Consider the following 24,327-nt stretch of genomic DNA (forward strand, 5'->3'; position numbering starts at 1 on the left):
ATGGACTGCCAACACGCCTCACTTCGACCCACGCCGGAGCAGGACGCCTCTTTCGCCGCGGAGGCGCTCTTCGCGGGCGACCTCCCCCACGCGGCGTACCATGTGGGCTGCGCGCTGAGCACGGACGTCACCCGCCCTGAATGGTTGGACCTGCTGCGGCGCATCAAGCAGGACGCGGGCCCCGACCCGCTGCGAATCGTCCCCCTCCAGGGGCGCGTGTCCTTCGCCACCGTTGCCGTGCGCGCGTGGATGCTCCACGAACAAGGTCAGCCCGCACAGGCCCTCGAGCTGCTCTCCCAGGTGGTCCACGCGAAGCGGGACACGGACTTCGTGCGCTGGGGACTCCCCTGGCTGGAGGCCGAGGGGGTCGCCGAACAGGCCCCCATCGAGCCCACGTTGAGCCTGCTGAGCGTCATCCTCACGCGGCTGGCGCCCTCCGAGCCGGGCCTGCCGCCCCGGGTACTCCAGGTGCTGGAGCGCCTCTCGATCCGGCATCGAACCCACTCGGCCGTGGCGTGGCTGCGCGGCACCCTGCTCCACCGCCTCGGCCGGCTGGACGAGGCGCTCGCCGTGGCCACCGAGGCCCATGCCACCATCCCGAACTGGCTCACGGCCATGCTCCTGGCCAACGTCCACCGCGCACGAGGCAGTGTTCCCCAGGCACTCGAGGCCTATCAGGCCGCGCTGCGCCACGACGCCACCCAGAACGCCACGCGGCTGGACATCGCGGACATGCTGCGTGAACAGGAGCGCTTCGACGAGGCGCTCAACTGGTATCAATCGGCGTTGAGCCATGAGCCGGGCAGCGCCTGGGCGCAGGCCTCCGTGGCCGCCCTCCAGTTCCGTGAGAGCAAGGAGCGCGCGACCCTGGAGCGCCTGCTGTCGGTGGCGGACACGACGTCCGGTCCCTCGCGCGAGAGCCAGCTCGCGGCCTCCGTCACGCGCGAGTTCGTGCCCTGGGTGGACTACCTGCCACAGAGAGTCGATGCGGGCATCCACGCCCTGCGGCAGATGAGCCTCCAGCCCCCCGCGGCGTCAGGGAACACACCGCCGAAGGTGAAGTTCACCACCCAGTGGCTCGAGGCGCCCAGCGTCCAGCTGGCGTGGGAGCTCCATCGCGAATGGCGTGGCTTCCCCTGCGTCGTCGACGTCGTCGTCCAGCAAGTACAGCGGCCCGACCCGCGCCAGCCCATCGAGCCGGTGGAGCTCACGCTGTGGAGCTACACCGACACACGTCCGACGCGCGCGGTCCCGCCCCCTCCCGAGGAGGTGGGCACGGCGCTCGCGGAGCTGGCCAGCGCGCCCTTCCAGCTCGAGGACTGGTGGCGTGAGGCGGCACGGACGTCCCGCGCGTTGAGCGCCCACGAGCTGGAGAGCATCGCCCGCGCCATGGTGCATCCACCGCCGCCGCGAGGAAGCCACTCCACCTGGGCGTGGCTGCAGCGCGTCCAGCTGGCCGCGGCCTTCGTCATCGCGACCCGCGAGGAAGGCTGGCTCGACTCGCGGCGACGGACGCTCCTGCTCGCCCTGGCGAAGGGCCCCATGGACTGGACGGTGGAGGCAGCGCTCGTGGCGCTGGCCCACGTGGCACGGACGACCCCCGAGGCTCGCGCCGAGGTCCGCGCCCTCTTCCAGTCCCTGGACCAGCACACCCAGGACTACGCGAGCTACGAGTACGCCCTGGTCTGCGCCTGGCTCCAGTTGCCCGAGCTGCCCGACACCGAGCGCACGGCCCTCGAGCAGCGCCGCGAGCACATCGAGCGCAACGCAGGACCTTGAGGCCGCGAGGAGCCTCGGCACGGGCGGCCATTGAAAGACATGGCCCCCGTGCATGGCCCCGGGTGCGGGCCTCGGACCCAATCCCATCCAGGTAGGGCCACCGGGCGGGAGCTGGTCGGCCAACCGGTTGAGAAAAGATTGCCGGCGGCGTTAGTGTGCGGACTCCGGTCATGAAGCTCGGTGCCGGGGGGGCAACAAGGCGATGCGCAGGCTTCTTCAGGAGCTACAGGAGCGCCTCGAGGAGTTCATCGAGCAACGCGAGGACCTGCTGCTCCTGGTCCAGTGCTCCGAGAACGACACGGCCATCCTCCTCAAGCTCCTGCGCGACCAGGAACAGGCCTCGGACGTCGACGTCTTTCTTCTCTTCAGCAACGCCTTTCATCAACCGCGACAGTTCGTTCGCGAGGCCATCGAGCAACTCCAGGAGCAGCATGGCCTGGCATCCCGAGCGCTCCTCGACGCCGGCAAGCCTCCCCTCCCGGACTTTCCCCAGACGCTCCTGAGTCCCTCCCGGCCTCCTCAAGAGCTCCTCCAGGAGGCCATCGGCTTCGCGCGCTCCCTCTTCCCCCGAGAGGGCGGCCACCGGCTGGTGTGGGTCATGCTCCCCGAGCAGATCTCCGACGCCGCCGGTTACGCGGCGCTCGTCGCGTCGCTGGTGCCCCGACATGGAATCCACCCCTGGATGCAGGGGCTGCGATTGATTCTCAGGGACCCCAGACTCCCGACCGGGACGGACAAGAACGCCCCCCTCCTCCCGCGTGTCAGCACCCTCCCCGTCGACCTCGGCCCCGACGCGGTGCAGGCCAGCCTCCAGAAGGACATGGAGGACGACGAGCGCCCCCGCGCGGAGCGGATGCAGGCGCTGATGACCCTGGCCTGTCTGGACTACGCGCACGGTCGACACAAGGAGGCCACCGCGAAGTACACCACCCTGCTCGGCTATTATCAGGAGACCGAGAACCACTCGATGCAAGCCATGGTCATGCATGGCATCGGTGACGTGTTCCGCCGCACGCAGACACATGACCAGGCCCAGCACTGGTACGAATGCGCGCTGGTCCCCGCCATCGCGTCGAAGGCGCCCGTCATCCTGTCCGTCGTGGTGAAGTCCCTGGGCGAGTTCGCCTTCGAACGCAAGCGCTACAGCGAGGCGGAGCGCTACTTCGAGGGACTGGAGCAGGTTTCCGCGCGCATGCTCGACCCCGAGGGCAAGGCCCGGGCGCTCGAGTGGCTCGGGCTCTGCCGCGAGAAACAGGGCGACGCGAAGCAGGCCGTGTTGCGTTGGGAGGCCGCGGCCCACCTCAGCCGCAAGGTCGGCCTGCACTTCAACCTGTGCGCGAACCTGGAGCACCTGAGCCGCACGTATCGACACCTGCGCATGAAGGAGCGCCTGTCAGGGGTCGAGACCGAGCTCACGCACCTCAAACGCGAGGGACCCCACCATGCCTAACGTTCCCCCCGCGCCTCGCTACCGTTCACCGGAGCGGCCTCGCAATGCCCTCCACACCCTGTCGGAAGGACTCGGCATGGTGGCGGGCCTGCCCTCCATGGGCATCAACCTGCTCAACGAAGGCTTCGCCCTGGCCACCAACTCCGTCTCCCAGGCGCTCCCCTCGTTCCCCGCCGCCACGCTCGGGTCCATGGCCGTGGGAATCCCGCACGCGCACGTGCTGCATCCGCCCAGCGGCCCCCCGCCCGTGCCGCCCACGCCCATGCCCGTGCTCGGCGCCATCGCCCTGGGCACCTCGGTCCAGGTGCTCATCAACGGGATGCCCGCGGCGCGGTGCGGAGACCTCGGCTTCACGCCGACCTGCTGCGGGTTGCCGCCCATCTTCGAGGTCTTCACCGGCTCGTCCAAGGTCTTCATCGGCGGAGCGCGCGCGGCGCGGCTGCTGGATTTGACCTACCACTGCAAACCCGTCCCACCCGCTGGAGCCGCCGCGCGGGGCGCCGCGGCGGCACTGCAAGCGGCCAGCAAGGCCATGATGGTCGCCGGCATGGCCGCGCAGGTGGCCTCCATCGCGGGCGACGCCGTCGAGGCGGCTGGCGCCAGCGCGGAGGGCGATGCCGCCATGGCGGGGGCCTTGGGGATGAGCGCGGGGATGATGGCGGCGCAGATGGCCGCCGACGCGCTCGCCATGGCGATGGGCGCCGCCATGGGCAAGGACGCCTGTGTCCCCCCGGGGACGCTGGGCGCCGTCACCCTGGGCGCGCCCAATGTGCTCATCGGCGGGTTCCCCATGCCCAGCTGGATGAACGTCGCGCGAGGACTGATGAAGCTCGTCAAGGGCCTGCGGGCCCGCGCCGGCGCACGCCGGGGTCGTCGCAACTCCGGGAGGAACCATTGAGCCCGCCGTCCCCGCAGCCCACCTCCGAGGGAGTCGACCGCCGCGGCGGCGCCATGCAGACCGGACGGCGCGCCGTGGGACACCCGGTGGACGTCGCCTCTGGCGTGCAGTTCACCGCGGCGCACGACGTGGAGATCTGGGGCACCGTGCCCCTCATCTTCCGCCGCACGTACAGCACGGACCTCCTGGACCAGCCCGCGTCCATCCTGGGCCGGGGCTGGCTCCACAACCTGGACGCTCGCCTGAGCCGGGACCTGGAGGGATTCCGCTTCGTCGGCCATGGCGGACTCGAGGTGTTCTTCGACGACCCGTCGGGGCGCCTCGACACCGGGGCGTCCCTGTTCAACCTCGGCGACTCGATGGAGCTGCGCCGCGAGGGCGACCGGCTCGTCGTCTATCATTGGCACGACCTGGAGACGGACGTGCAGCGCTACGTCTTCTCCGCGGACGACGGCGACCCGATGCTGCTGCGCGCGCTGGAGATTCCCTCCGGCCACGGGTTGTTGCTGAAGTATGACCGCGCCAAGCGGTTGACCTCCGTGACGCAGTCCGCGGAGCGCCGCGCGGTGCACCTGAAATACGACGCGAGCGGCCGGCTGGCCATGCTCCAGCTCGCCATGCCGGGAGCGGACGCGCCGCCGCCCGTCACCGTCGCCCGCTACGTCTACGACGCCAGGGACAGGCTGGTGGCCGTCCACGACGCCGCGGACGTGCCGATGACCTACGGCTATGACGCCGAGGACCGGCTGACGGAGGAGCGCAACCGCGCCGGCGGCGCCTACTTCATGAAGTACGACGCCCAGGGGCGCTGCATCGAGGCTGCGGGCGAAGGTGGCTACAACCTGCGCCGCTTCCAGTACGACGCCGTGGCGCGGCTGACACAGGTCACCGACAGCCTCGGCCACGTCACCGCGTACCAATACAACGCCCGGGGACAGGTCGAGCGGGAGATCCTCCCCAACGGAGGCATCCGCGCGACGGAGTACGACGAACACGGCCGCCCCGTCGTCGAGGTGGGCCCGGCCAAGGACGTCACGACCTACGTCTACGACGACCGCGGAGACGTCGCGACGAAGCTCTGGCCCGACGGCACCACCACCCGCTTCGAGTACGACGAGCACCACCAGGCGGTGTCCATCACCGAGTCCGGCGGCGCCGTCTGGCGCATGCGCTACGAGCGAGGGGCGCTCGTCCACGTGCTGGAGCCGCTCGGAGGCGAGCGCCTCTATGTGCGCGACGCGAACAACGACGTCGTCGCGATTCATACGCCCGGCGGCAATCGCATCCTCGTCTCGCGGGACCCGTCATGGACCGAGACGCGGCTGTCCGACGGCTACGGGCTCATCGAGCGACGCCGACTGGATGCCCGGCTCAACCCCACCGAAATCGAGGACGCCAGCGGCGCGCTCCTGCGCCTGCGCTACGACGTCCTGGGACGGCTGGTCCAGGTCGAACAACCCGACGGCGCCACGGAGCGGATGACCTACGACGCCGAGGGCCTGCTGACCCGGCGGGTCGATGGCGCGGAGTACGTGCATCGGCTCGAGCACTCCGCCTTCGGGCAGTGCGTCCGCGCCATCGACCCCAATGGCCTCGTCTCCGAATACACCTGGGACACCGAGGGGCGACTGACGCGGGTGCGCAACCCCGCCGGAGAGCTGGCCACCTTCGAATACGACAGCGTGGGGAACCTGGTCGCGCAGCAGCGCTTCGATGGGGCCACCGAGCGCTTCGAATACGACCTCGGCGGCAACGTGCTGCGGCACCACAAGCCCGGCGGCACGGTGGTCGAGTCGACCTATGACATCTCCGGCAACCTGCTCCAGCTCACCTCGGGCACCCAGGACCTGCTGCGACAGAAGTTCGCGGCCCACGGGCAGCTCGTCGAGAGCTGGACGCCGGATGCCACCGTCCGGTTCGAGCGCGACCTGCTCGGACGGGTGACTGCGGAGGTCCAGAACGGGCTGCGCGTCCAGTACACGTACCACCCGAGCGGCGGCGTCGCGCGGCGGGAGTTCGAGGGGGCTCGCGCGGAGCCGCTCGTGTTGGACTACGACCTCCGCGGGCGACTGCGCTCGATGGGAACGGCGCACGGGACGTTCCAGTCCTTCCGTTACGACGCGCGGGACTACCTCACGAGCCGCGAGCTGGGGCCGGCCCGGGAGGACGTGCGGTGTGATGCGCGAGGCAACCTCGTAGGGCAAAGCGTCCACGCCCCGAACCAGGAGCCGCTCGTCGAGCGCAGCTACGTCTACGCGCGCAACGGGGAGCTGCTCGGGGTCCAGGACCCGAAGTGGGGGTCCCGAGGCTTCGAGTACGACCCGGGCCGAAGACTGCTGGCGGCTCACGGGCCCTCCAGCATCGCCGGACGCTACGCCTACGATGAGCTGGGGAACCTGACGCGCAAGGGCCACCAGTCACTGAGCTACGCCCCCGGCGGGGTGCTCGTCGGTCATGGAGCGACCCGCTTCACCCACGGCCCCAACGGGCAACGGCTGCGCGCCAGCGAGGGCGACCAGCAGACCCGGTTCCATTGGGATGCCCTGGACCAGCTCCGGGAGGTCCAACATCCTGACGGAAGCAAGACGACGTATGGCTATGACGGAACGGGGCGGCGCGTCTTCAAGGAGCACGAGGGACGCAGGACGTCCTATTACTGGGCGGGCAACGACCTGCTCAGCGAACAGGGGCCTCGGGGCGTCACGGACTACGCCATCGACAACTTCTGGCTTCACGCGCTCTGGGAAGACGGGGAGCTGCGCCATGCCATCGTGTCGCAGTTGGGAGTCCCCCGTGAGCTGCTCGACGAAGCCGGGCAGTGCGTCTGGCGCGGGGAGTACGATGCGTGGGGGAACCTGGTCCACCAGGAGGGCAGCGCGCGGGCGCCGTCCCTGAGGCTTCCCGGTCAGTTCTGGGATGAAGAGACCGGTCTCCATTACAACCGTTCCCGGTACTACGACCCGGCCGCCGGGCAGTTCATCTCCGCCGACCCCACCGGCTTCGCGGGGGGACCGAACCTCTTCCTCTATGCGCCGAACCCCATCGGCTGGGATGACCCCTTCGGGTTGAGGTGCGGCAGCAGGACCTCTGGGTGGAGTGTGTACGTGCTCACCCGGGGTGAGCCCCCGCAGGTCGTCTACGTGGGGATCACCAACCAACATCCCCACGAGCGCCTCAGCCAACACCGCAGCGGGCACTCTCCTGGCAGCTTCGACCACATGCGTGTCGTCGCGACGGGGCTCTCGGACCGGCGCGCGGCTCGCAACATCGAAGGCTCGGCACTCTTCCACCTCGCCGTGCCCCCACCGGCCCCTCCGCTGCTCCTGAACCGGACCCGGTTGGACGGCGGTTACTGGCACAGCTACCGGAACAACGGAGACACGACCCGCCCCCTCATGTCAGCCAGCGCCACCCTTCAACAGCTCGGGAACAACATCATCACCCTTCCCAGGTAGGGTGCGCCTGGGCACCCGACGCACTCCCCTCCGCCATGACCGACTCCCAGACCATCACTCGAGCCAGGAAGCTGTTGGAGAACGACGAGACCGAGGCCGCGCGCGACCTGCTGTTGAAGGCCGCCTATGGGCCCACCCTGGACGCGCGGGCGCAGGCCGCGTTCGAGGAGCTCTTCCCGGTCGAGGGCCTCTTGAAGAAGCAGCTGTCCGGCACCGTGAAGGACTTGAGGGCCAAGGACGTCGCGACCCGCCGCGAGGCCGCCGACACCATCGCGAAGGCGGCGCTCGCGGAGGAGTCCCGCGAGCGGGCCGCGTGGCTGAAGGACCCCAGGACCACCGAGGCGCTCACCGTGGCCCTGCGTGACGAGGACCCCCTGGTCGTGGAGAAGGCCATCGTCGCGCTCTCCGGCATCGCGGGGCGATACCTGGCCGACTTTCGTGCCTACCCGGACGTCCTTCCCTTGCTGGAGAGCAAGCGGCAGCTCACGCGCCTTCGCGCGGTCATCGCGGCATGGGCCCTGGCTGGCTACGAGGCAAGCCAGAGCGTCGTTCCCCGGTTCAAGGACAAGGTGGAGGCCGTCCGCGCAGTGGCCGTGGTGGGCCCCGCCATGCTCGGCGGCGAGGGCCGGGTCCCCGCGGCCGCGAAGAAGATACTTCGAGACCCGCTCGTCGCCGCCTTGAAGGACACGTCGCCAGACGTCCGGATGCGCGCCTCCCACTCGCTGCGCGTGCTCGGGGACCCCTCGGTCATCGAGCCACTGCGCGCGGCGCTGGCAGTGGAGACCAACGCCATCACCCGAGAGGCGCTCGAGAACAACCTCCAGGCGCTCAGCGCGAAGGGCGCGTGAGTCCCTGGTTCAGTTGATCTTGATGAGCGCGCCCGTGATTTCGTGCACGCCGATGGCCGAGGAGGTCACCTTGGGCCCGGAGATGGTGGCCCCCGCGGCCTCCAGCTTCACCGTGCTCGACTGAGCGCCCAGCCCCACCTCCTTGGAGCCGTTGATGGACACGGTTCCATCGCTCTTGAGCAGGATGCTCGCGTTGCCACACACGAGCTTCAGCTCCTGGCCCGTGCACGTCACCTCGACCTTGCCGCCGTCGAAGACCATCTGTCCGGAGCTGTTGTGGAGGGCCACCTTCTTGCTGGTCCCCTCCACGCTGATGCTCTCCTTCAGGGTGATGCTGCACTCGCCCTGGACGGCCTGGAGCTGCACGTCGCCGGTCATCACGTAGTTCTTGGTGACGTGCACGGACTTGTCACCCGTCACCTCCAGCGTGTCCTTCCCGCCAATCGCCTCCTGCCGGTTCCCCGTGACGGTGAGCTTCTCCAGGGTGTTGACGGTGGCCTCCCGGCCCGCGCTGAGCGTGAGGGTCTCCTTCCCGGTGACCCTCTCCGTGCGGGTGGCCTTGATGGTGATGTCCTCGTCCTTGTCGACCGTCTCCGTGCGCTTGCCCTTGACGGTGGTCGTCTCGTCCTTGTCCACGGACTTGGTGCGCTTGCCCGTCACCGACATCGACTGGTCGCCCCCCACCGTCTCCGTCTGGGAGCCGTCCACCGCGTTCGTCTGGTTCGCCTTCACCGACGTGGTGTGGTTGTGCAACACCACCTCGTTGAAGTCCTTCTGCGCGTGCAGGAAGATCTCCTCGGCGTCCTTGGCGTCCTCGAAGCGCAGCTCGTTGAACCCGTCGCTGTCCTTGGAGCTCGACGTGCGGATGGTGCTGCGCGTCTTGTGCTCGGGCAGCGCGTACGGGGGCGTGTTCTTCCCGTTGTAGACGCAGCCCACCACCAGCGGCCGGTCCGGGTCCCCCTCCAGGAAGTCCACCAGCACCTCCATGCCGATGCGCGGCAGGAACACGAAGCCCCACCCCAGGCCCGCCCACGCCTGCGCCACGCGCAGGAAGCAGGAGCTCTTCTCGTCCCGCTTGCCCTGCCGATCCCAATGAAACTGCACCTTGATGCGGCCGTGCTCGTCGGTGTGGATCTCCTCACTGGCCGGCCCCACCACCGTCGCCGTCTGCAAGCCCGCCATCCTCGCGCGAGGACGCCGACGCGCGGGCTTGAAGGGCACATCCAGCGGGATGCACTCGAACGTGTTGCGATAGCGCTCACGCTGCTCGCCCGGCGGGCGCAACGACAGCGAGTCCTGGGTCAGCTCCTCGGACGCGTCGCCGTGGTGCTCCACCCGGGTGAGCAGGTACCACTGGTCCAGCGCGGCGTGCCCATGTCCCGTCAGCTCGAACATGTAGCCCGGCGTGAAGCCTGTCACGTAGCCCTCGCCCAGGCCCCGCTTGCCGTCGGCCAGGAAGGCCTGACGGCGCAGCAGCTCCTGCTTCTGGGCCGGCTCGTACTTGTACTTCTTCTCGTTCGCGTCATACGGGCCCAGCAGCGGGGCGGGGTACTCGTAGGACTCGCGCTCCCGGCCCAGCTCGTCCTTGCTCCGGGACTCACGCGTCAAGTCGTAGTCGGGGTGCGTCCAGTTGAAGTCCCGCACCACCGTGCTGGTGGTGCGCAGCTGCTGCGAATAGTCGAAGTGGCGAAGACACTCATCCGAGGCGGTCGCCGCCTCCGGTCCCTTCACCGTGATGGGCGTCCCCATCACCGCCTGACACGCGGGCGACTGCTCGTTCTCCTCGATGAGGACCAGCTCCTCCTTCTCCCCCGAATGGTCGAAGTAGAAGACGATGCCCTCCTCCTCCATGAGGCGCTGGACGAAGTCCAGGTCCGACTCCCGGTACTGCACGCAGTACTCGCGCGGCAGGTACTCGCGGTTGAGCTCCAGCCGGAAGGGTCGCTCGAAGGGCTGCAGCGCCTGGGTGAGCACCTCCTCGAGCACCTCCGGGACGGTCTTCTCCTGGAAGATGCGCTGGTCCTTGCGCAGCGACAGCGACCAGAGCGCCGGCACCACGTGCGCGCGCGAGAGCAGGTGCCCCGCCTGGGTGCCCAGGTGCTCCACCCGGTGGACGATGCCGCACAGGCGGCGCGCGCCCGCCTCGTGGGCGATGAGCACCTCCGCCGACGAGCCGAGCAGCCCATCCACATCCGCGTCCAGGTGCTCGTTGGCCAGGTCCACCACGCAGGTGTAGAGCTCGCTGAGCCCTTCCCGCGCATGCAAGGACACCACGCGCCAGCCAGCGCCGGGCGCGGCGCTGGATTGGAAGGAGAAGCGCACCTTGTCCAGGGGCGCCTGGCCACCGAGTGCCTGGACCAGCCCAGACAGGGCCTCCACCCCGCCCACGGCGCCCAGGGCCCCCTGCGCCACGGCCGCGACCTGCTGGATGCGCTGGGCCTGCTGTGTCGCCTGCTGAACCCCTGGCACCTGCCGCAAGGCACTCTCCAGTGGCTGCACCGCCTGGGCGGGCAGCACACCGGCTCGAGCCTGACGGGCGGCCGTCTCCGCGTCCTGGACTCCCTGCGCCGCTTTTCCAACATGGCGCAGCACGTCGTCTGATGAATCCGACACGCGGCATCCCCCCGTGGATTTCGAGAGCCTTCTGCGACGCTTGTCATATCGCAGCGGGCGCTGGCGAAAAAGGTGGCGCAAGCATTTGCGCGCCCCAGCTGACCCGCAAGGGATTGCACCGCGGCTGGCGAAGACAACCCCGCGAAGGGCATCGTCACGGCATGAACAGCTCCGCCTCTCCGTGGACCTCGTCGTTGTAGCCATAGCCGCCCACCACCAGCACCTTGCCCAGGGGCAGCAGCGTGGCCGTGGCATTCGAGCGAGGCGTCAACACGCCGCTGGTGGACGACCACTGTCCGGTGGCGGGGTCATACAGCTCGCACGGCGAGAGGAAGTAGAGGTCCTGGTACCCCCCGTAGCCTCCCGCGATGAGCACCTTTCCGGAGGGCAGCAGGGTGGCGGTGTGGGCCCCGCGCTTCTCCGCGAAGGGTGGCGTCTGTGTCCACGTCCCCTTGGCCGGGTCATAGCGCTCCGCCGTCGCCAGCGAGCCCTTCCCCATCTGCTCCGCATAGCCTCCCGCCACCAGCACGTCTCCGTTCTGCAGCAGCGTCGCCGTGTGCGCGCCGCGCCCAGACACCAGGGCTCCCGCGGAGGTCCACTGCTCCGTCGCCGGGTCGTAGAGTTCCGCGCTCTGGAGCGGGGCCGAGATGCCCGACGCATGCGCGAAGCCGCCCGCCACCAACACCTTCCCCGAGGGGAGCAGGGTCGCCGTGTGCGCGGCACGCGCCGTCGCCATCGGCCCCGTGCGTGACCACGTCCCCAGGACGGGGTCATACAGCTCCGCCGTGGCGAGTGTTCCATTGTCATCATGCCCACCGGCGACCAGGACCTTGCCGGAGGCCAGACGCGTCGCTGAGTGCAGGTCCCGTCCCTTCTCGAGGCGGCCTCCGGTCAGCCACTCCTCCCGGACAGGGTCGAAGCGCTCCACTTCCGCCACGTGCTCTCCTCCGTTGTAGCCGCCCACGACCAGGACGCCGCCCGAGGCCAGCAGGGTCGCGGTGTGGCCATCACGCGCCACGCGAAGCGGGGCCAACGCGCGCCAGGTCCCCGCCACGGAGTCATACCGCTCGACCGCGGAGAGATAGGCGCCCGAGGAGACCAACCGGTTGCTGCCCCCCACGACCAGGACCTGGCCGCTCGGCAGGAGCGTGGCCGTATGGTTCCCGCGCTGCACGAGCAGACGGTCCGCGTTCGTCCACGTCTTCGTCCCCGGGTCATACACCTCGGCCGATGCGAGCTCGCCTCCCGCCCCCTGCCCCCCCACCAGCAGCACCTTCCCCGCATCCAGCAGGATGGCCTCGTGGCCATGTCGGGCCGCCGCCAGCGGCACCGTTTGGGACCACGTCCCGGTCTCCGGGTCGAAGAGCTCCGTCGACGCGAGCGCCTCACCGCGCGCACCGAGCCCACCCGCCACCAGCACCTGGCCGGAGCGCAGCAACGTCGCCGTGTGGCCGTAGCGGGGTGTCGAGAGTGCCGGCCCCGGCGTCGCCGCCCGCTGCGCCACATCGACCAGCACCGTCGAGCCCAGGGCCCCTCCCGCATGCCTCCCGCCCGTCACCAACACCCGCCCGGGGGAGAGCGACGTCGCCGTGTGGTCGATCCGCCCCTCCCCCACCGCGTCGACCTGCGTCCACGTCTCCGTCGCCGAATCGTAGACATCCGCGCTGGTCGGATACCCGCCGCCCTCCGTCGTGCCGCCGGTCACCAGCACCTTCTTCCCCGCATCCACCACGGTGGCCACGGGGTGGTTTCGGGCCACGGGCGCGCTGGCGGTGGTGCTCCACTTGGGCACCGGGTCGCCTTCATGCCCCGGGAAGTACAGCTCCGAGGTGGTGACCACCGAGTTGCCATCGAAGCCACCCGTCACCAGCACCTTGCCGCTCTCCAGCAGGGCCGCGGCGTGGCCATGGCGCGCCGTCGAGGGACTCGCCGCGGCGGTCCAGGTGAAGTCCTCGCTCACCAGCTCCGCGCTCTTCAGCACGCCACTCGCGTTGCGCCCGCCCGTCACCAGCACCGTGCCCGTCACCAGCCGCACCGCCACGTGGTCGACTCGCGGCGTGGACATCCTCCCCGCCGCGGCCCAGGTCTGCGCCCTGGCGGAATAGCCCTCCGCGACATCCAGTGGGCCCCCCGAGGACTCGCCTCCCGTCACCAGCACCACGCCGGTGTACAAGAGCGTCGCCGTGTGGCCCGAGCGCGCCACCGTGAGCCTGCCCGTGCCGCTCATGGTCGGGCACTCCGGGATGCCGATGGCGGAGAACGTCACCTGCGTGGATGCCCCCAGCTTGCTGCTCGCGGTGAGCGTGAAGGTCGCCGCCGGTGGAGGGATGCACTCCGGCGCGGTCCATTCCACCTCCGTCGTCGTGGCCGTGTCGCGCGCCTGGCCCAGGCTCCCCACGTTCGAGGACCAGGTGAACCGCAGCGGCTCACCCGCCGGGTCCTTCGCGCCCGCCTGGAGCCGCAACACCCCCTTCTTCTCCACGTAGAGCACCGAGGGGGGCACCTGCTCGAAGGAGGGCGTGCAGACCTCCGGGTGACGCTGGCACCAGGTCTTCTCGCCCGCGTCGAAGTCGACGCAGCCCGCGAGGAGCATCAGGGCGCCCGACAACAGCGCGACGAACCAGGCGTGCGTCTTCACGGCCACCTCCCGGAGACGAAGGCCGACGTGCCATCCGTCCCCAACACCAGCCCTGGCTCCCGGGGCCGCGACGCGCCTCCCCAGAGATACAGGCCCGCGGCCACACCCAGCCCCACCACGCCCGCGCCCGCGAGCACCGCGCTCACCGTCTGGTAGGTCCTTCCCCGCGAGGCCGTGTCCTTCATCTCGGACATCGTCGCGGGCGCACCGGACGCCTGCGTCAGCTTGGAATGCTGCCCTCGGGCCAACATCCACGTCACGCCCGAGCCGACCAGCAGCCCTCCGCCCACCGCGCCCGACAACCACACCCGCCGCGGGATGGCGGCGCCCTGCCCGGACCCCACCGCATCCGACACCTCCGCTGTCGCCAGTCGCGTGCCCTCCGGCTCGCGTGGCGGCGCCGCCGCTTCCAGCTCACGCTTCACCCGTCCTCGCAGCGACTCGAAGCGCTCGGAGACCTTGGGCGAGACGGAGAGGGGGAGCTTCGCGTCCGGCTGGAGGAACAGGGCCGCCTTGAATGCCGCGTCGGACGAGTCCGGCTGCCCGAGGTCCGCCAGGATGACGCCTTCGTAGAGTGACAACAGCGCGTCGTCCGACTGGCTCTTCGACAGCCGCTTGGCCCGGGAGATCTGCTCCAGCGCCTGCTCGTACTCGAGGTCGTTGTAGAGGCGGGTCGCGGCCAGCACATAGGGCCGCACCGCGCTCTGCTCCTGCGCCCGCCCCGGGACGGGCGCGAGCGCGCCCCCCAACGTCAGGCACATCACCACCACGTGAAGGGGACGCGTCCGCACAGAGGTCTTCATGGGCTCCACGGGCATTCAATCCGTCGTGAAGCCCCAGCTGAAGACAGACACCGGCACGCTGGCGACAGGGGCCCGCGGGACTGTCGTGATTCCGACAGAAACTCCGACTCCGGTCTTCCGTGTCTGGAGAAAGCTCGGCCCCAGACAGAATGCCTCCTTCGAACCTTGGTCCCGGTCCTCCGCTGCGTCGTGCGCCTCCGCGCGGACGTCCACGCCATGGCGGCTGTCGACGAGTCGAAGGTGGCCCGCGAGTGGGTGCTGGAGGAAGGGCGGGCGAAGCTGCCAAGAGGACTCGAAGCGCCGAGAATGCGTGACGGGCACCTCGGAGGAGCGGGTGTCCCCTCTCGGCGGAGGCGCGTTCACCCGACGCATGCGTATCGCGATGGCAAACATGCGTGACGAGCCAATACAAGGATTGATTGACCCGCATGCAAAGGAGGCGATATGCAACCTACTGGACAAAGCCTCACGAAGTCTTGCCTTGGAGACGCTGTGACGAACCGGGTTGCCCTGTTGATGGGAGTCATGGCGGTACTGGCCGGGGCATGCAAGGAGTCCTGTCGAGGCCACCGTGGCTAAGCGTGCGCGCGAGAAGTGGTTTTCGGCCCACATCGTCTTGGTGATCGTGCCGAAGGCGCGTGCCCGTCGTGCCGCCTTGGATGTCTGGGAGAACATCGTTCTCATCAAGGCGGTGAACGCGGCCGCGGCCAAACGCAAGGCAGCCAGTATTGGTCGGCTTCACGTCCGACGAAGCAAGACAGACGCCGATATCGAGTTTCGCGGCGTTCGAGCCGTTGTTGACGTGCTGCCCTCGCCAACCGGCAAAGCCGACTGGAATGAGATTCTTGAAAGCGGCGCGGAGGTCTCTTGCAACAAGCTGCAGTTCGCTTCACCGACAGAACTCTCACGATTCATGAAACTGCGGAAAGCCAAGGTCGAGTTGCTTTGGTAGGAGAACCAGCAGCATCAGCACCACCCCACCCCGGGCCCACCGTGCTACGAGGGGCCCCATGTCGAAGACGCCGCCCCCTCCCCGCCCTCCTGTCGTTCTCGTGGGCGTCCAGTTCCCCAGCGTGTCGGACACGGAGCATGCCGCCGACCTCGCGGAGCTGACGCGACTGGTGCACACCCTGGGCTACGACGCCGTGGCGACGGTGAGCCAGCGCCGGGGCGCGCTCGCCACCGGGACGGTGCTCGGCAAGGGGAAGCTCAAGGACCTGGCCGCGCTCACCGGGGGCCCGGGCGTCGTGTCGTCGGGCGCGCGTGACAGGACCAGCAAGGCCCGCGCGAAGTGGGAGGCCGCCGAGGAGGAAGGCGCCGAGGACGCCGCCCCCGTGCCGACGGGCGAGGCCACCGAGGAAGCGGGCGCCCCCGTGGAGGACGACGAGGACTTCGACGCGGAGGATGAGGAGACGACCGAGGCCGGGCTGGACACGAGCGGGCCGAGGCCCACGATGGTGGTGGTGGACCACGAGCTGTCGCCCAGCCAGCTTCGCAACCTGGAGAAGGCCACGGGCGTCCCGGTGATGGACCGCACCGGCGTCATCGTCGACATCTTCCACCGGCACGCGCGCAGCCACGAGGCCCGCATGCAGGTGGAGATCGCCCGGCTCAGCTACCTGGCGCCCCGGCTCCGGGAGTCCTCGGGCGGGAGCGAGCGACAGCAGGGACGCGGCTCGGGAGACTCCGCGGTGGAGCTGGACCGGCGGAAGATTCGAGACCGGCTCGCGGAGCTGCGCGCGGGCCTCGCCGCCATCGAGAAGGAGCAGGACCAGCGCCGGTACGCCCGCCGCGAGCAGCTCCGCGTGGCCCTGGTCGGCTACACCAACGCGGGCAAGTCCTCCCTGATGCGCGCGCTCACCGGGAGCGAGGTCCTGGTCGCCGACCAGCTCTTCGCCACGCTGGACACCACCGTGCGCGCGCTGCATCCGGAGACACGCCCCCGCGTGCTCGTCTCCGACACCGTGGGCTTCATCCAGAAGCTGCCGCATGACCTGGTCGCCTCGTTCCGCTCCACCCTGGACGAGGCGCTGGAGGCGTCGCTGCTTCTGTACGTGGTGGACGCCTCCGACCCGACGTGGCCCTCACAGCTGGAGGTCACCCGGACCGTGCTGCGTGAGATTGGCGCCGACGTGGTGCCGAGCAAGCTGTTGCTCAACAAGTGCGACCGGCTGGAGGAGGCCGCTCGCGACGCCCTGCGCGCCGAGCACCCGGACGCGGTGCTGCTGTCCGCCCACCGCCCCGAGGACGTCGCCAGCCTGCGCCTGGACATCCTCCGCTTCTTCGAGGCGTCCATGGTGGAGGCCCAGTTGAACATCCCGTACTCGAGCCAGGGACGCCTCGGCGAGGTGTATGAGCACACCACCGTGCTGGCCGAGGAGTACGACGAGCACGGCCGGAAGCTGCGCGTGCGCGGCCTGCCCGCCGCGATTGCAAGGCTCACGCGCGCCTTTCCCGCGGAACAGACGGAGCCAGGCTGATTCCCATCCAGGAAGTCGTGACACTCGGCCATTGAGAAAACAGGGCAACGATTCAACAGACGGACCGTGCGTTCATCTGGCGGATGGTTGTCCGTGCATTCCTCTTGTTAGGAATCCGGGTCCACCTTGAAAAGGGGTTCCCGATGTCTCACTGGAGAAGTGTCGTCGCATTGGTCGCGGGGTTGTGGAGCACCACCTCGCTCGCGCAGGCGCCCGTCTTCCGCGCGGAGCAGGGCCGCGCGGGGCAGCTTCGCGACGAGCGTGGCCGAACCCTCTACCTCGTCGACCTGGAGGAGTCCGCGACGCACGCGTTCCTGGCGAAGGCAGCGCCCCCGGCCGACGGCTTCGACAGCCACCACGACCTGCCGACCCGGCACCTGGTCAATGACTTGCGTCTGGCGCACGCCGTCACGCCCACGCACCTCGTCAGTCACGTCGGGAAGAGCTTCTCGGCCTATCTCACCGAGGAGCAGGTGGAGCGGCTGAGCAAGGACCCTCGCGTCAAGCGGCTCACCGAGGACGCGCCCGTGGACTTCAGCGCCGTGTGGAGCAACTCCGGGACGACGACCGTCACGCCCTGGGGCATCCAGGCCGTCGGCGGTTCACAGACGAGCAATGGCTCGCGCACCGTCTATGTGCTCGACACCGGCGTGGCGCCTCACACGAACCTCCCGTTCCTCGAGCGGCTCGTGGCCATGCCCGGCAACTCCCCCACGGGCTGCTATCCGCACGCGACGCATGTGGCGGGAATCATCGGCGCCAGGCCCACGCCCCAGGGCGGAGTGGTGGGCGTCAACAAGGGAGCGCGCATCGTCTCGGTGGCCGTCGGACAGAATGAGCCGGGCGTCACGACCTGCTCGTCCGGGGGGACCTATGTGGGAATCGGGCTGGGGCTGGACCTCATCTATTCGCGCATCCTCGCCTCCGGCACCGTCGGCATCATCAACATCTCGATGAACGGCCCCGACTTCAAGGAGGGCAGGACGCTCGGCGACAAGATGCGGGTCCTCGCGACCCCGAACCCGTCCGTGGGATATCCCGGCGCGTTCATCGCCCAGTCCGCCGGGAACGACCACCGGGACGCGTGCAACTCCTCGTTCAACACGCCCAGCCCCAGCGACGGAATCATGGTCGTCGGCGCCATCGACAGCAACGCCCAGCCTGTCCAGCAGCTGGCGGGCGTGAACGCCATCCGCAACCAGCCGCTCGCGGGCGATGGCGCGGGCTCGAACTACGGCCGGTGCGTGGAGACGTGGGCTCCCGGCAACGTCATCCGCTCGACGTGGCCCGGGGGCTACGCCGACCTGTCCGGCACGTCGATGGCGGCGCCGCACGTCGCGGGCCTCGCCTCGTTCCTCGCGGAATCGCAAGCACTGACGACCCCCGCGCAGATCGAACAGGCGGTCCGGGCGCGCCACGTGACGAACTCCGGCTCCACCGCGACGGTGCCCAACCTGCAGCTTCAGTCCGTCATCGCCCAGCCCACGGTGGCGCTCGGCAACAACGGCCTCGCCGGCCACTTCCAGCAGTACAACAGCGACCCGTTCATCCTGCGCTACGGCTCGAGCGGCGCGGCGCGGTGCTCCATCAAGTCCTATCGGAACAACGTCCTCCAATCCCAGGCCGTGAACCTCACGCCCAACGGCACGGTGCCCACGGCGCCGCAGACACCGGGCCAGTACCGGTGGGTGCTGGAGTGCGCGAACGCCGCCAACACGCGCCTGGCCACCAGCCAGATCACGGCGACCATCGTTCGGGGCATCACCAAGGTGGTCTGGGTCATCAAGAGCACGAGCACGGGCAATGTCCCGCAGGAGTTCTCCGGGGCGAGCGTCCGCATCGACACGAACCGGTTCTCCTGGGCCCCCGACACGATGGTGTCCCAACGCTACGAGAGCGTGGGCGCCGACGCGTGCGTGGTGACGACCACGGGGCTCAGGAACTTCGGTTGGGACACTCATGAGTTGTGGAACAGCGGCACCTATCCCCCGTCGCTCGACTTCGGGACGCTCCTGCTGGGCAACCCGGCCACGCTGCCGGCGCCCGGGCCCTTCGACCTGATTCGCTGGCACGTCGAGTGTACCAACGCCGAGGGCAGCTCCCTGGGCGCCACGATCCACGGCTTCCAGAGCCTCTGAGGCGAGCACGCACACAGGACGCCGGGCTTCCCAGGGCGGAGGCCCGGCATCCCTGGCCGCGCGTTACTTCACGCAGTTGCCCCAGCCGCGCTTGCCGTTCATGACGGACATCTCCCAGTAGCGCGTGCCCGCGTTGTAGTCGACGCTCACGCCATCGGTGAAGCTGTTGTCATCGAACTTCCCGCCCACGCCGGAGAGCGCGCACGCGACGCCGCCCGGGTTGTACGCCAGCGTCTCCGTGAAGCCGCCCGGGTCCCCGGCGATCCACAGCCAGCCGCCATGGTCCTCGGGCACGTTCACGCAGACGGCCCGGCCGCCGCCGGCGCCCGACAGGTTGCCACCCAGGTACCAGTTGAGGCCGTCGTTCCACACGCGCACGTAGTCGGAGTTCGACGCGAAGCCGCCGGACGCCGTCACCTGCGTGAGGAAGCAGCGCCGCTGCGCCGTCACGGCGCCGAGCAGCCGGGCCGCCTGGCCCTGGGCCCAGGACATCTCCGTCGTCCGTCCGGCCGACGTGTAGATGCACTGCACGCCCACTCCCAACGCCTTGCTGTTGTTGTGGCTCACGAAGAGGATGTAGTCGCCCGCGGACTGGAGCACGCCACCGGTGGCCCAGCGGCCCGCCACCGCGGGCTTCAGGTTGCCTTGCACCCCCGAGAGGAAGCACGTGCGGCCCGTCGTCGTCCCGATGTTGGTGGACGTGTAGCCGTTGGCCGTGGTCCCCCACCAGTAGGCGTTCTCGACGCCGACGGCCTGCGTGGTCTCGCCCGTCTCCTCCGCCACGGGCGCGGGAGCGCCCTCGGTGCCTGGAGCCTCCTGCTCCACGCCACAACCCACCGCGAAGGCCGCCAGAGGCATGGCCAGACACCAGCGCTTCATCACAGTCATCCGGTTCATCGTCCCAACCCTTTCCAGAGAGACATCGGAACGCTCCTCGCGTGACGCCACGGGATGCGGCGCAGCGGGACAGAGCGGGTTGGCCCCTGAGCAACGGGGGTGCCAGCGGGCGCGCCCTCGGAGCACCTGCATTCTCCAGCAAGCGTTGCCGTGAATGCGTGCGATGGGGGCGGCAAGGCCGGCCGGGGGACGGCAGGGATTGCCGCCCACGAGCGAGCCTGGTTCAGGAACGACCCCTCCCCCAGTGAATCCTTCTTGACAGAGAGTCGCACTGCGGGCGAGATTCCTCTTCACCATGAACAATCTCAGCTCACTCCCCAAGTCTCAGTCGGCTCGGTCTCCGCAGAACGTCGAGACCGAAGAGTTCAAGCTGGAAATGCTCGACTGCGGCCCTGGCTATACCTACTCCAACAGCGAGGCGGTCTGTTTCAGCTGCTTCTGTGGCAGCGGCTGTCTGTGTGGCTGCACGGGCACGTCCGACCCCTCCGCCTGATTCAACGCCCGGACGCCGACGCCCCGTGGTCTCTTTGCGTGAACTGCCATTCCTCGGCGTCGGCATCGGCTTCCGGCCGGAGCTGCAGAAGGAGCAGTCGAGGCATCTGGATCGGATCGACTGGTTCGAGCTGATCGCCGACCGCTACCTGCGCTCCGTGCCCGAGAGCATCGAGCGCGCCCGGGCCATGAAGGGCCGTCAGGCGCTCGTGCCCCATGGTCTCGAGCTGTCCGTCGGGACCGAGGGGCCTCTGGACCCCGCCTACTGTGACGAGGTCGCGGAGCTGGTGCGCACGCTGCGCGCGCCCTTCTACAGCGACCATCTGTGCATGACGAAGGCCGGGGGGTTCGAGATCGGCCAGCTCACCCCGCTGCCGTTCACGGAGGCCGCCGCGCGTCGAGCAGCCCGGAAGGCCCGCGACATCCAGCGGATGCTGGGCGTGCCGTTCCTGCTCGAGAACGTCTCCTACAGCTTCGCCTTCCCCAGCCCGATGACCGAGCAGGCCTTCGTGTCGCGGGTCGTCACCGAGGCGGACTGCGGCCTGCTGCTGGACCTCACCAACGTCTTCATCAACTCCCAGAACCACCGGTACGACCCGTACGCCTTCCTGGAGGCGCTCCCCCTGGAGCGCGTCATCCAGATCCACCTGGCGGGGGGCGAGAAGCACGGCGGACGCTGGGTGGACAGCCACAGCCAGTCCGTCGACGCGCATCCGGAGGTGTGGCGCCTGCTGGAGTACGTCGTGGCTCGCAGCCCGGTGCGCGCCGTGCTGATTGAACGGGACCAGAACTTCCCCGAGGAGTTCCAGGAGATGCTCCAGGACATCGAGCACGCCCGGGACATCCTCGGACGCCGGGGCACCGTGGAGCCCCCGCTCCCCGCCGCCCGCCCGCTGGACCTGGACGCCTCCCCCACGCCCCTGCCCGTGGATGAGCCGCGCTTCCAGGCCGCGCTGGCCCGCATCATCGTGGACCCGGGCCTGCGCCAGCGCTTCCTGGAGGCGCCGGCCGCGACGTGCGCCGCGCTGGAGCTGAGCGCGCCCGCCACCGAGGCCCTGCTCCAGGCGGGCCCGGCGCACATCGACCTGTTCGGGCGCGAGGTCGCCGCCAAGCGCTTCGCCCTGCTGGCCAAGATCGCGCCAGCGACGCTCAAGCTGCTCCAGAAGGAGCGGCTGCTGCACGGCCTCACCACCCGCTTCGTCGCCACGTACCTGCCGCGCGAGTCACGGGAGTATCCCAATCGCTCCGTGCGCGACGGCTTCTGGCTGTTGGACCTGGTGGAGCAGCTGTTCACCGACGGCGAGCTCCAGCTTCCGCACCTGCGAGACATCGCCCGCTTCGAGCGCGCCCAGCTGAGCCTCTACTCCACGCGGCCCCCGGTGGAGAGCGCGCTGGCCGCCCACGCCGCTCGCGACGCGCGCCCGGAGCCCACCGACGGCGAGCTGCTCACGGCGCGCCCCCACCTGGGTGCCCACACGCGGGTGGAGCGCTTCGGGTGTGACGTCATCGAAGCCATCCGCCGGGTGACGAGCGGGGCCTCGCTGGAGGACGTCGCCACCACGCCCACCCTCATCCTCTTCCTCAAGGCGCCAGGCTGGCGCAACGTGCAGCCCCTGGGCATCAACGAGCGCACGGCCACCGTGCTGTCGCTGTGCGATGGCCAGTGCACCACCGAGGAGCTGCTCGCGCGGCTCGCGTCGCGGGGCTCGCCAGGGGACAAGGACCGGACCGAGGCGGGGGGGCTCAAGCTCATCCGGGACCTCCATCGCCTGGGCGCCGTCATGCTGGACTTGGGCTTGAAGCAGTGAAGGGCGGGCGCCCGCCACCAGGAGCATCACTTGCGCATCTGTGCCGTCATGAAGTACCCGCCGATCCAAGGCGGGGTGAGCGCCCAGTCCTATTGGATGGCACGAGGACTGGCCGAGGCGGGCCACGAGGTCCACGTCGTCACCAACGCGGACGAGGTGGAGCCGGAGCACCGCATCATCTTCGACGAGGATGACCGGGAGTGGCTGGCGCCCGCCTTCGGGCAGGGCCGCGTGCATCTCCACGGCACCGAGCCGCTCTCCCCGACGCTCACGCACATCCCCCAGTCGAATCCCTTCACGGGCAAGCTGGCCGGCAGCGCGGCGGAGGTGGTCCGTCGATATGGCTGCGACCTCATCTACAGCTACTACCTGGAGCCCTACGGCGTGGCGGCGCACCTGGCGGCGTCCTGGACGGGCGTGCCCTATCTGGTGCGCAACGCGGGCAGCGACGTCGGCCGGCTCATGAACCACCTGGGCCTGGCCACCACCTACCGCGAGGTCCTTCGCCGCGCCGACGGCATCTGCTCGGGCAGCCCCTATCCCTATCTGGGCATGGGTGTTCGCCCCGAGGCGCTCTACCGCGGCCCTCCCTCCCATCTGCCACGCTCGTGCTTCAGCCCCCAGGTGGTCCCGCTGGACATCCCCCTGCATGCGGCGCGCATGCAGCGCGAGCATCCGCACCTGGTCTCCAACGCGCGCCCCATCGACCCCGCCGTCCCCATCATCGGCGTGTACGGCAAGCTCGGCATCGCCAAGGGCTCGTATGATCTGCTGCGCGCGCTCGCGCGGCTCAAGGCCGAGGGGCGCCGCTTCCAGCTCGTCGCGCTGGCGCGCAGCCGCAACATGGACACCTACTTCCGGGTCCTCGAGGAGCTGGGGCTGGCCGCCAGCACCTGGGTGCTGCCCTTCGTGCCGCACTGGAAGGTCGGCCGCTTCATCCGCGCCTGCCGCGCGGTCTGCTTCCTGGAGCGCGACTTCCCCATCACCTTCCACGCGCCCACCGTCCCGCGCGAGGTGCTCGCCTCCGGGACCTGCCTCATCCTGTCGGGGGAGATCGCCAGCAAGCAGCGCTTCCGCGAGCGCATCATCGCGGGGGAGAACGCGCTGGTCGTCCCCGACCCCAAGGTGCACGCGGACCTGGCCAATGCCCTGCGCCTGGTCATCGACGACGCGGCGCTGGCGGCAAGCATCGGCCAGAAGGGCGCGGAGCTGCTCGTCGACGGTCGTGAGGAGCAGCCGGCGGGCCGGGGCTACGAGCCCATCTTCCAGGACGTCCTCGAGCGGCGTGGCGGTCGTCCCTCCACCCTGCCCCTCACGGACCGGGGACTGCCCGAGACGCGGGAGGAGGCGCTGCGCACCCTCGTCCCCGCCCTCTTCGAGGCGCTCGGGGCGCGCGCCGGCGCCGCGGTGGAGTCCTTCGTGTCGGCGCACCCGAGCCCCGGGGCCGGCTGCTTCGCGGACGCCGCGGCCTTCTGCGAGTGGGTCCTGAACCACCAGACACAAGGGGACGCGCGGCTGCGGGACGTCGCCCGCTACTGCGAGCGCCTCGTCTGGCTGGGGACGACCCGCGCCGAGGAGGAGCGCCTGCCCCTCTACGACCGCGTGGACCGGTGGGGCGCCGACAATCGGAACGCGCCCATCCAGGCGATGCTCCGCCTGGTGCCCACGCGCTCCAACCTGCTGCGCATCGAGCGGTTCGAGGTGCTGCCGCCCGGGCTCCCTCCCGGCAGGGAGGGCTCCGGCCCCGGCGCGTGCATCGTCGTCTTCCACAAGCAGCCCAACATGAACGGCCACCACTTCCGGGTGAACACCTGGACCGCGGGCCTGCTCGAGCGGTGCGACGGGACGAAGACGGCGCAGGCGCTCCTCGACGCGGAAGCCGCGCGGACAGGGCGCCCCGCGGAGGAGCTGGAGCGCCCCCTGCTCGAGGCCTTGCAGCTCTTCCATCAGAAGGGCCTCATCGTCCTCTCGGCGCCGGACAACTCCATCAACGTGGCGTTCAGTCACGCCTGAGCCCGAGCGACCTGG

At 69.7% G+C, this 24,327-nt stretch carries 14 protein-coding genes; 10 read left to right on the plus strand and 4 right to left on the minus strand.

Annotation, left to right across the window (positions count from 1 at the left end; genetic code table 11):
* The 5 genes from AC6JA9_RS26195 (at window position 1) to AC6JA9_RS26215 (ending at window position 8,430) form a co-directional block, all read left to right on the plus strand.
* Entirely contained in the window at window positions 1-1,779 is a 1,779-nt protein-coding gene (locus tag AC6JA9_RS26195) for a tetratricopeptide repeat protein (RefSeq protein ID WP_497958010.1), read from the plus strand.
* A 202-nt stretch (window positions 1,780-1,981) separates the two neighbouring features.
* Window positions 1,982-3,229, plus strand: a complete 1,248-nt coding sequence (locus AC6JA9_RS26200; RefSeq protein WP_408890019.1) for a tetratricopeptide repeat protein — start codon at window positions 1,982-1,984, stop codon at window positions 3,227-3,229.
* On the plus strand, window positions 3,222-4,127 hold the full coding sequence (locus tag AC6JA9_RS26205) for a PAAR domain-containing protein (RefSeq protein WP_408890018.1): 906 nt from the start codon (window positions 3,222-3,224) through the stop codon (window positions 4,125-4,127). Before AC6JA9_RS26200 ends, AC6JA9_RS26205 begins: the two co-directional genes overlap by 8 nt.
* 53 nt (window positions 4,128-4,180) lie before the next feature.
* On the plus strand, window positions 4,181-7,582 hold the full coding sequence (locus AC6JA9_RS26210) for an RHS repeat-associated core domain-containing protein (RefSeq protein WP_497958011.1): 3,402 nt from the start codon (window positions 4,181-4,183) through the stop codon (window positions 7,580-7,582).
* A 35-nt stretch (window positions 7,583-7,617) separates the two neighbouring features.
* Complete coding sequence (locus AC6JA9_RS26215; protein WP_267700507.1) at window positions 7,618-8,430, plus strand: HEAT repeat domain-containing protein; 813 nt, start codon at window positions 7,618-7,620, stop codon at window positions 8,428-8,430.
* Between the two features lie 9 nt (window positions 8,431-8,439).
* Here the strand turns inward: AC6JA9_RS26215 and AC6JA9_RS26220 are convergent, their stop codons facing one another.
* From AC6JA9_RS26220 to AC6JA9_RS26230, 3 genes are all read right to left on the minus strand, one after another.
* On the minus strand, window positions 8,440-11,043 hold the full coding sequence (locus tag AC6JA9_RS26220) for a type VI secretion system Vgr family protein (RefSeq protein WP_483578175.1): 2,604 nt from the start codon (window positions 11,041-11,043) through the stop codon (window positions 8,440-8,442).
* Window positions 11,044-11,197: 154 nt separating this feature from the next.
* Window positions 11,198-13,681 carry a Kelch repeat-containing protein gene (locus tag AC6JA9_RS26225; protein ID WP_483578176.1) on the minus strand — a complete coding sequence of 828 codons (2,484 nt, stop codon included), beginning with the start codon at window positions 13,679-13,681 and terminating at the stop codon, window positions 11,198-11,200.
* A complete protein-coding gene (locus AC6JA9_RS26230; protein ID WP_267700503.1) occupies window positions 13,678-14,484 on the minus strand; it encodes a hypothetical protein in 807 nt (268 codons plus the stop codon). Before AC6JA9_RS26230 ends, AC6JA9_RS26225 begins: the two co-directional genes overlap by 4 nt.
* Before the next feature lie 571 nt (window positions 14,485-15,055).
* On the opposite strand from AC6JA9_RS26230, the gene AC6JA9_RS26235 reads away from it, so the two are divergent.
* The 3 genes from AC6JA9_RS26235 to AC6JA9_RS26245 all read left to right on the plus strand — a co-directional run bounded on the left by AC6JA9_RS26235 (window position 15,056) and on the right by AC6JA9_RS26245 (window position 19,102).
* Window positions 15,056-15,436 carry a hypothetical protein gene (locus AC6JA9_RS26235; RefSeq protein ID WP_267700502.1) on the plus strand — a complete coding sequence of 127 codons (381 nt, stop codon included), beginning with the start codon at window positions 15,056-15,058 and terminating at the stop codon, window positions 15,434-15,436.
* A 58-nt stretch (window positions 15,437-15,494) separates the two neighbouring features.
* Entirely contained in the window at window positions 15,495-16,964 is a 1,470-nt protein-coding gene (gene hflX / locus AC6JA9_RS26240; protein WP_267700501.1) for a GTPase HflX, read from the plus strand.
* Between the two features lie 143 nt (window positions 16,965-17,107).
* The gene (locus AC6JA9_RS26245; RefSeq protein WP_497958012.1) at window positions 17,108-19,102 is read left to right on the plus strand and encodes a S8 family serine peptidase; all 1,995 of its coding nucleotides are present in this window, start codon (window positions 17,108-17,110) and stop codon (window positions 19,100-19,102) included.
* A 63-nt stretch (window positions 19,103-19,165) separates the two neighbouring features.
* Here AC6JA9_RS26245 and AC6JA9_RS26250 read toward each other — a convergent pair whose 3' ends face one another.
* Window positions 19,166-19,999 carry a hypothetical protein gene (locus AC6JA9_RS26250; RefSeq protein WP_223747494.1) on the minus strand — a complete coding sequence of 278 codons (834 nt, stop codon included), beginning with the start codon at window positions 19,997-19,999 and terminating at the stop codon, window positions 19,166-19,168.
* Window positions 20,000-20,526: 527 nt separating this feature from the next.
* Here AC6JA9_RS26250 and AC6JA9_RS26255 point away from each other — a divergent pair.
* Both AC6JA9_RS26255 and AC6JA9_RS26260 read left to right on the plus strand, forming a co-directional pair.
* Window positions 20,527-22,299, plus strand: a complete 1,773-nt coding sequence (locus tag AC6JA9_RS26255; RefSeq protein ID WP_497958013.1) for an MbnB/TglH/ChrH family RiPP precursor modification enzyme — start codon at window positions 20,527-20,529, stop codon at window positions 22,297-22,299.
* A gap of 30 nt (window positions 22,300-22,329) precedes the next feature.
* Complete coding sequence (locus AC6JA9_RS26260) at window positions 22,330-24,312, plus strand: glycosyltransferase (RefSeq protein WP_497958014.1); 1,983 nt, start codon at window positions 22,330-22,332, stop codon at window positions 24,310-24,312.
* The last annotated feature ends 15 nt before the right edge of the window (window positions 24,313-24,327 follow it).

This window comes from Myxococcus sp. MH1, from assembly GCF_059738865.1.

Coding starts and splice junctions, on each gene's coding strand:
- AC6JA9_RS26195 (WP_497958010.1), top strand. CDS start 1: ATGGACTGCCAACACGCCTCACTTCGACCCACGCCGGAGCAGGACGCC.
- AC6JA9_RS26200 (WP_408890019.1), top strand. CDS start 1,982: ATGCGCAGGCTTCTTCAGGAGCTACAGGAGCGCCTCGAGGAGTTCATC.
- AC6JA9_RS26205 (WP_408890018.1), top strand. CDS start 3,222: ATGCCTAACGTTCCCCCCGCGCCTCGCTACCGTTCACCGGAGCGGCCT.
- AC6JA9_RS26210 (WP_497958011.1), top strand. CDS start 4,181: ATGCAGACCGGACGGCGCGCCGTGGGACACCCGGTGGACGTCGCCTCT.
- AC6JA9_RS26215 (WP_267700507.1), top strand. CDS start 7,618: ATGACCGACTCCCAGACCATCACTCGAGCCAGGAAGCTGTTGGAGAAC.
- AC6JA9_RS26230 (WP_267700503.1), bottom strand. CDS start 14,484: ATGAAGACCTCTGTGCGGACGCGTCCCCTTCACGTGGTGGTGATGTGC.
- hflX (WP_267700501.1), top strand. CDS start 15,495: ATGTCGAAGACGCCGCCCCCTCCCCGCCCTCCTGTCGTTCTCGTGGGC.
- AC6JA9_RS26245 (WP_497958012.1), top strand. CDS start 17,108: ATGTCTCACTGGAGAAGTGTCGTCGCATTGGTCGCGGGGTTGTGGAGC.
- AC6JA9_RS26250 (WP_223747494.1), bottom strand. CDS start 19,999: ATGAACCGGATGACTGTGATGAAGCGCTGGTGTCTGGCCATGCCTCTG.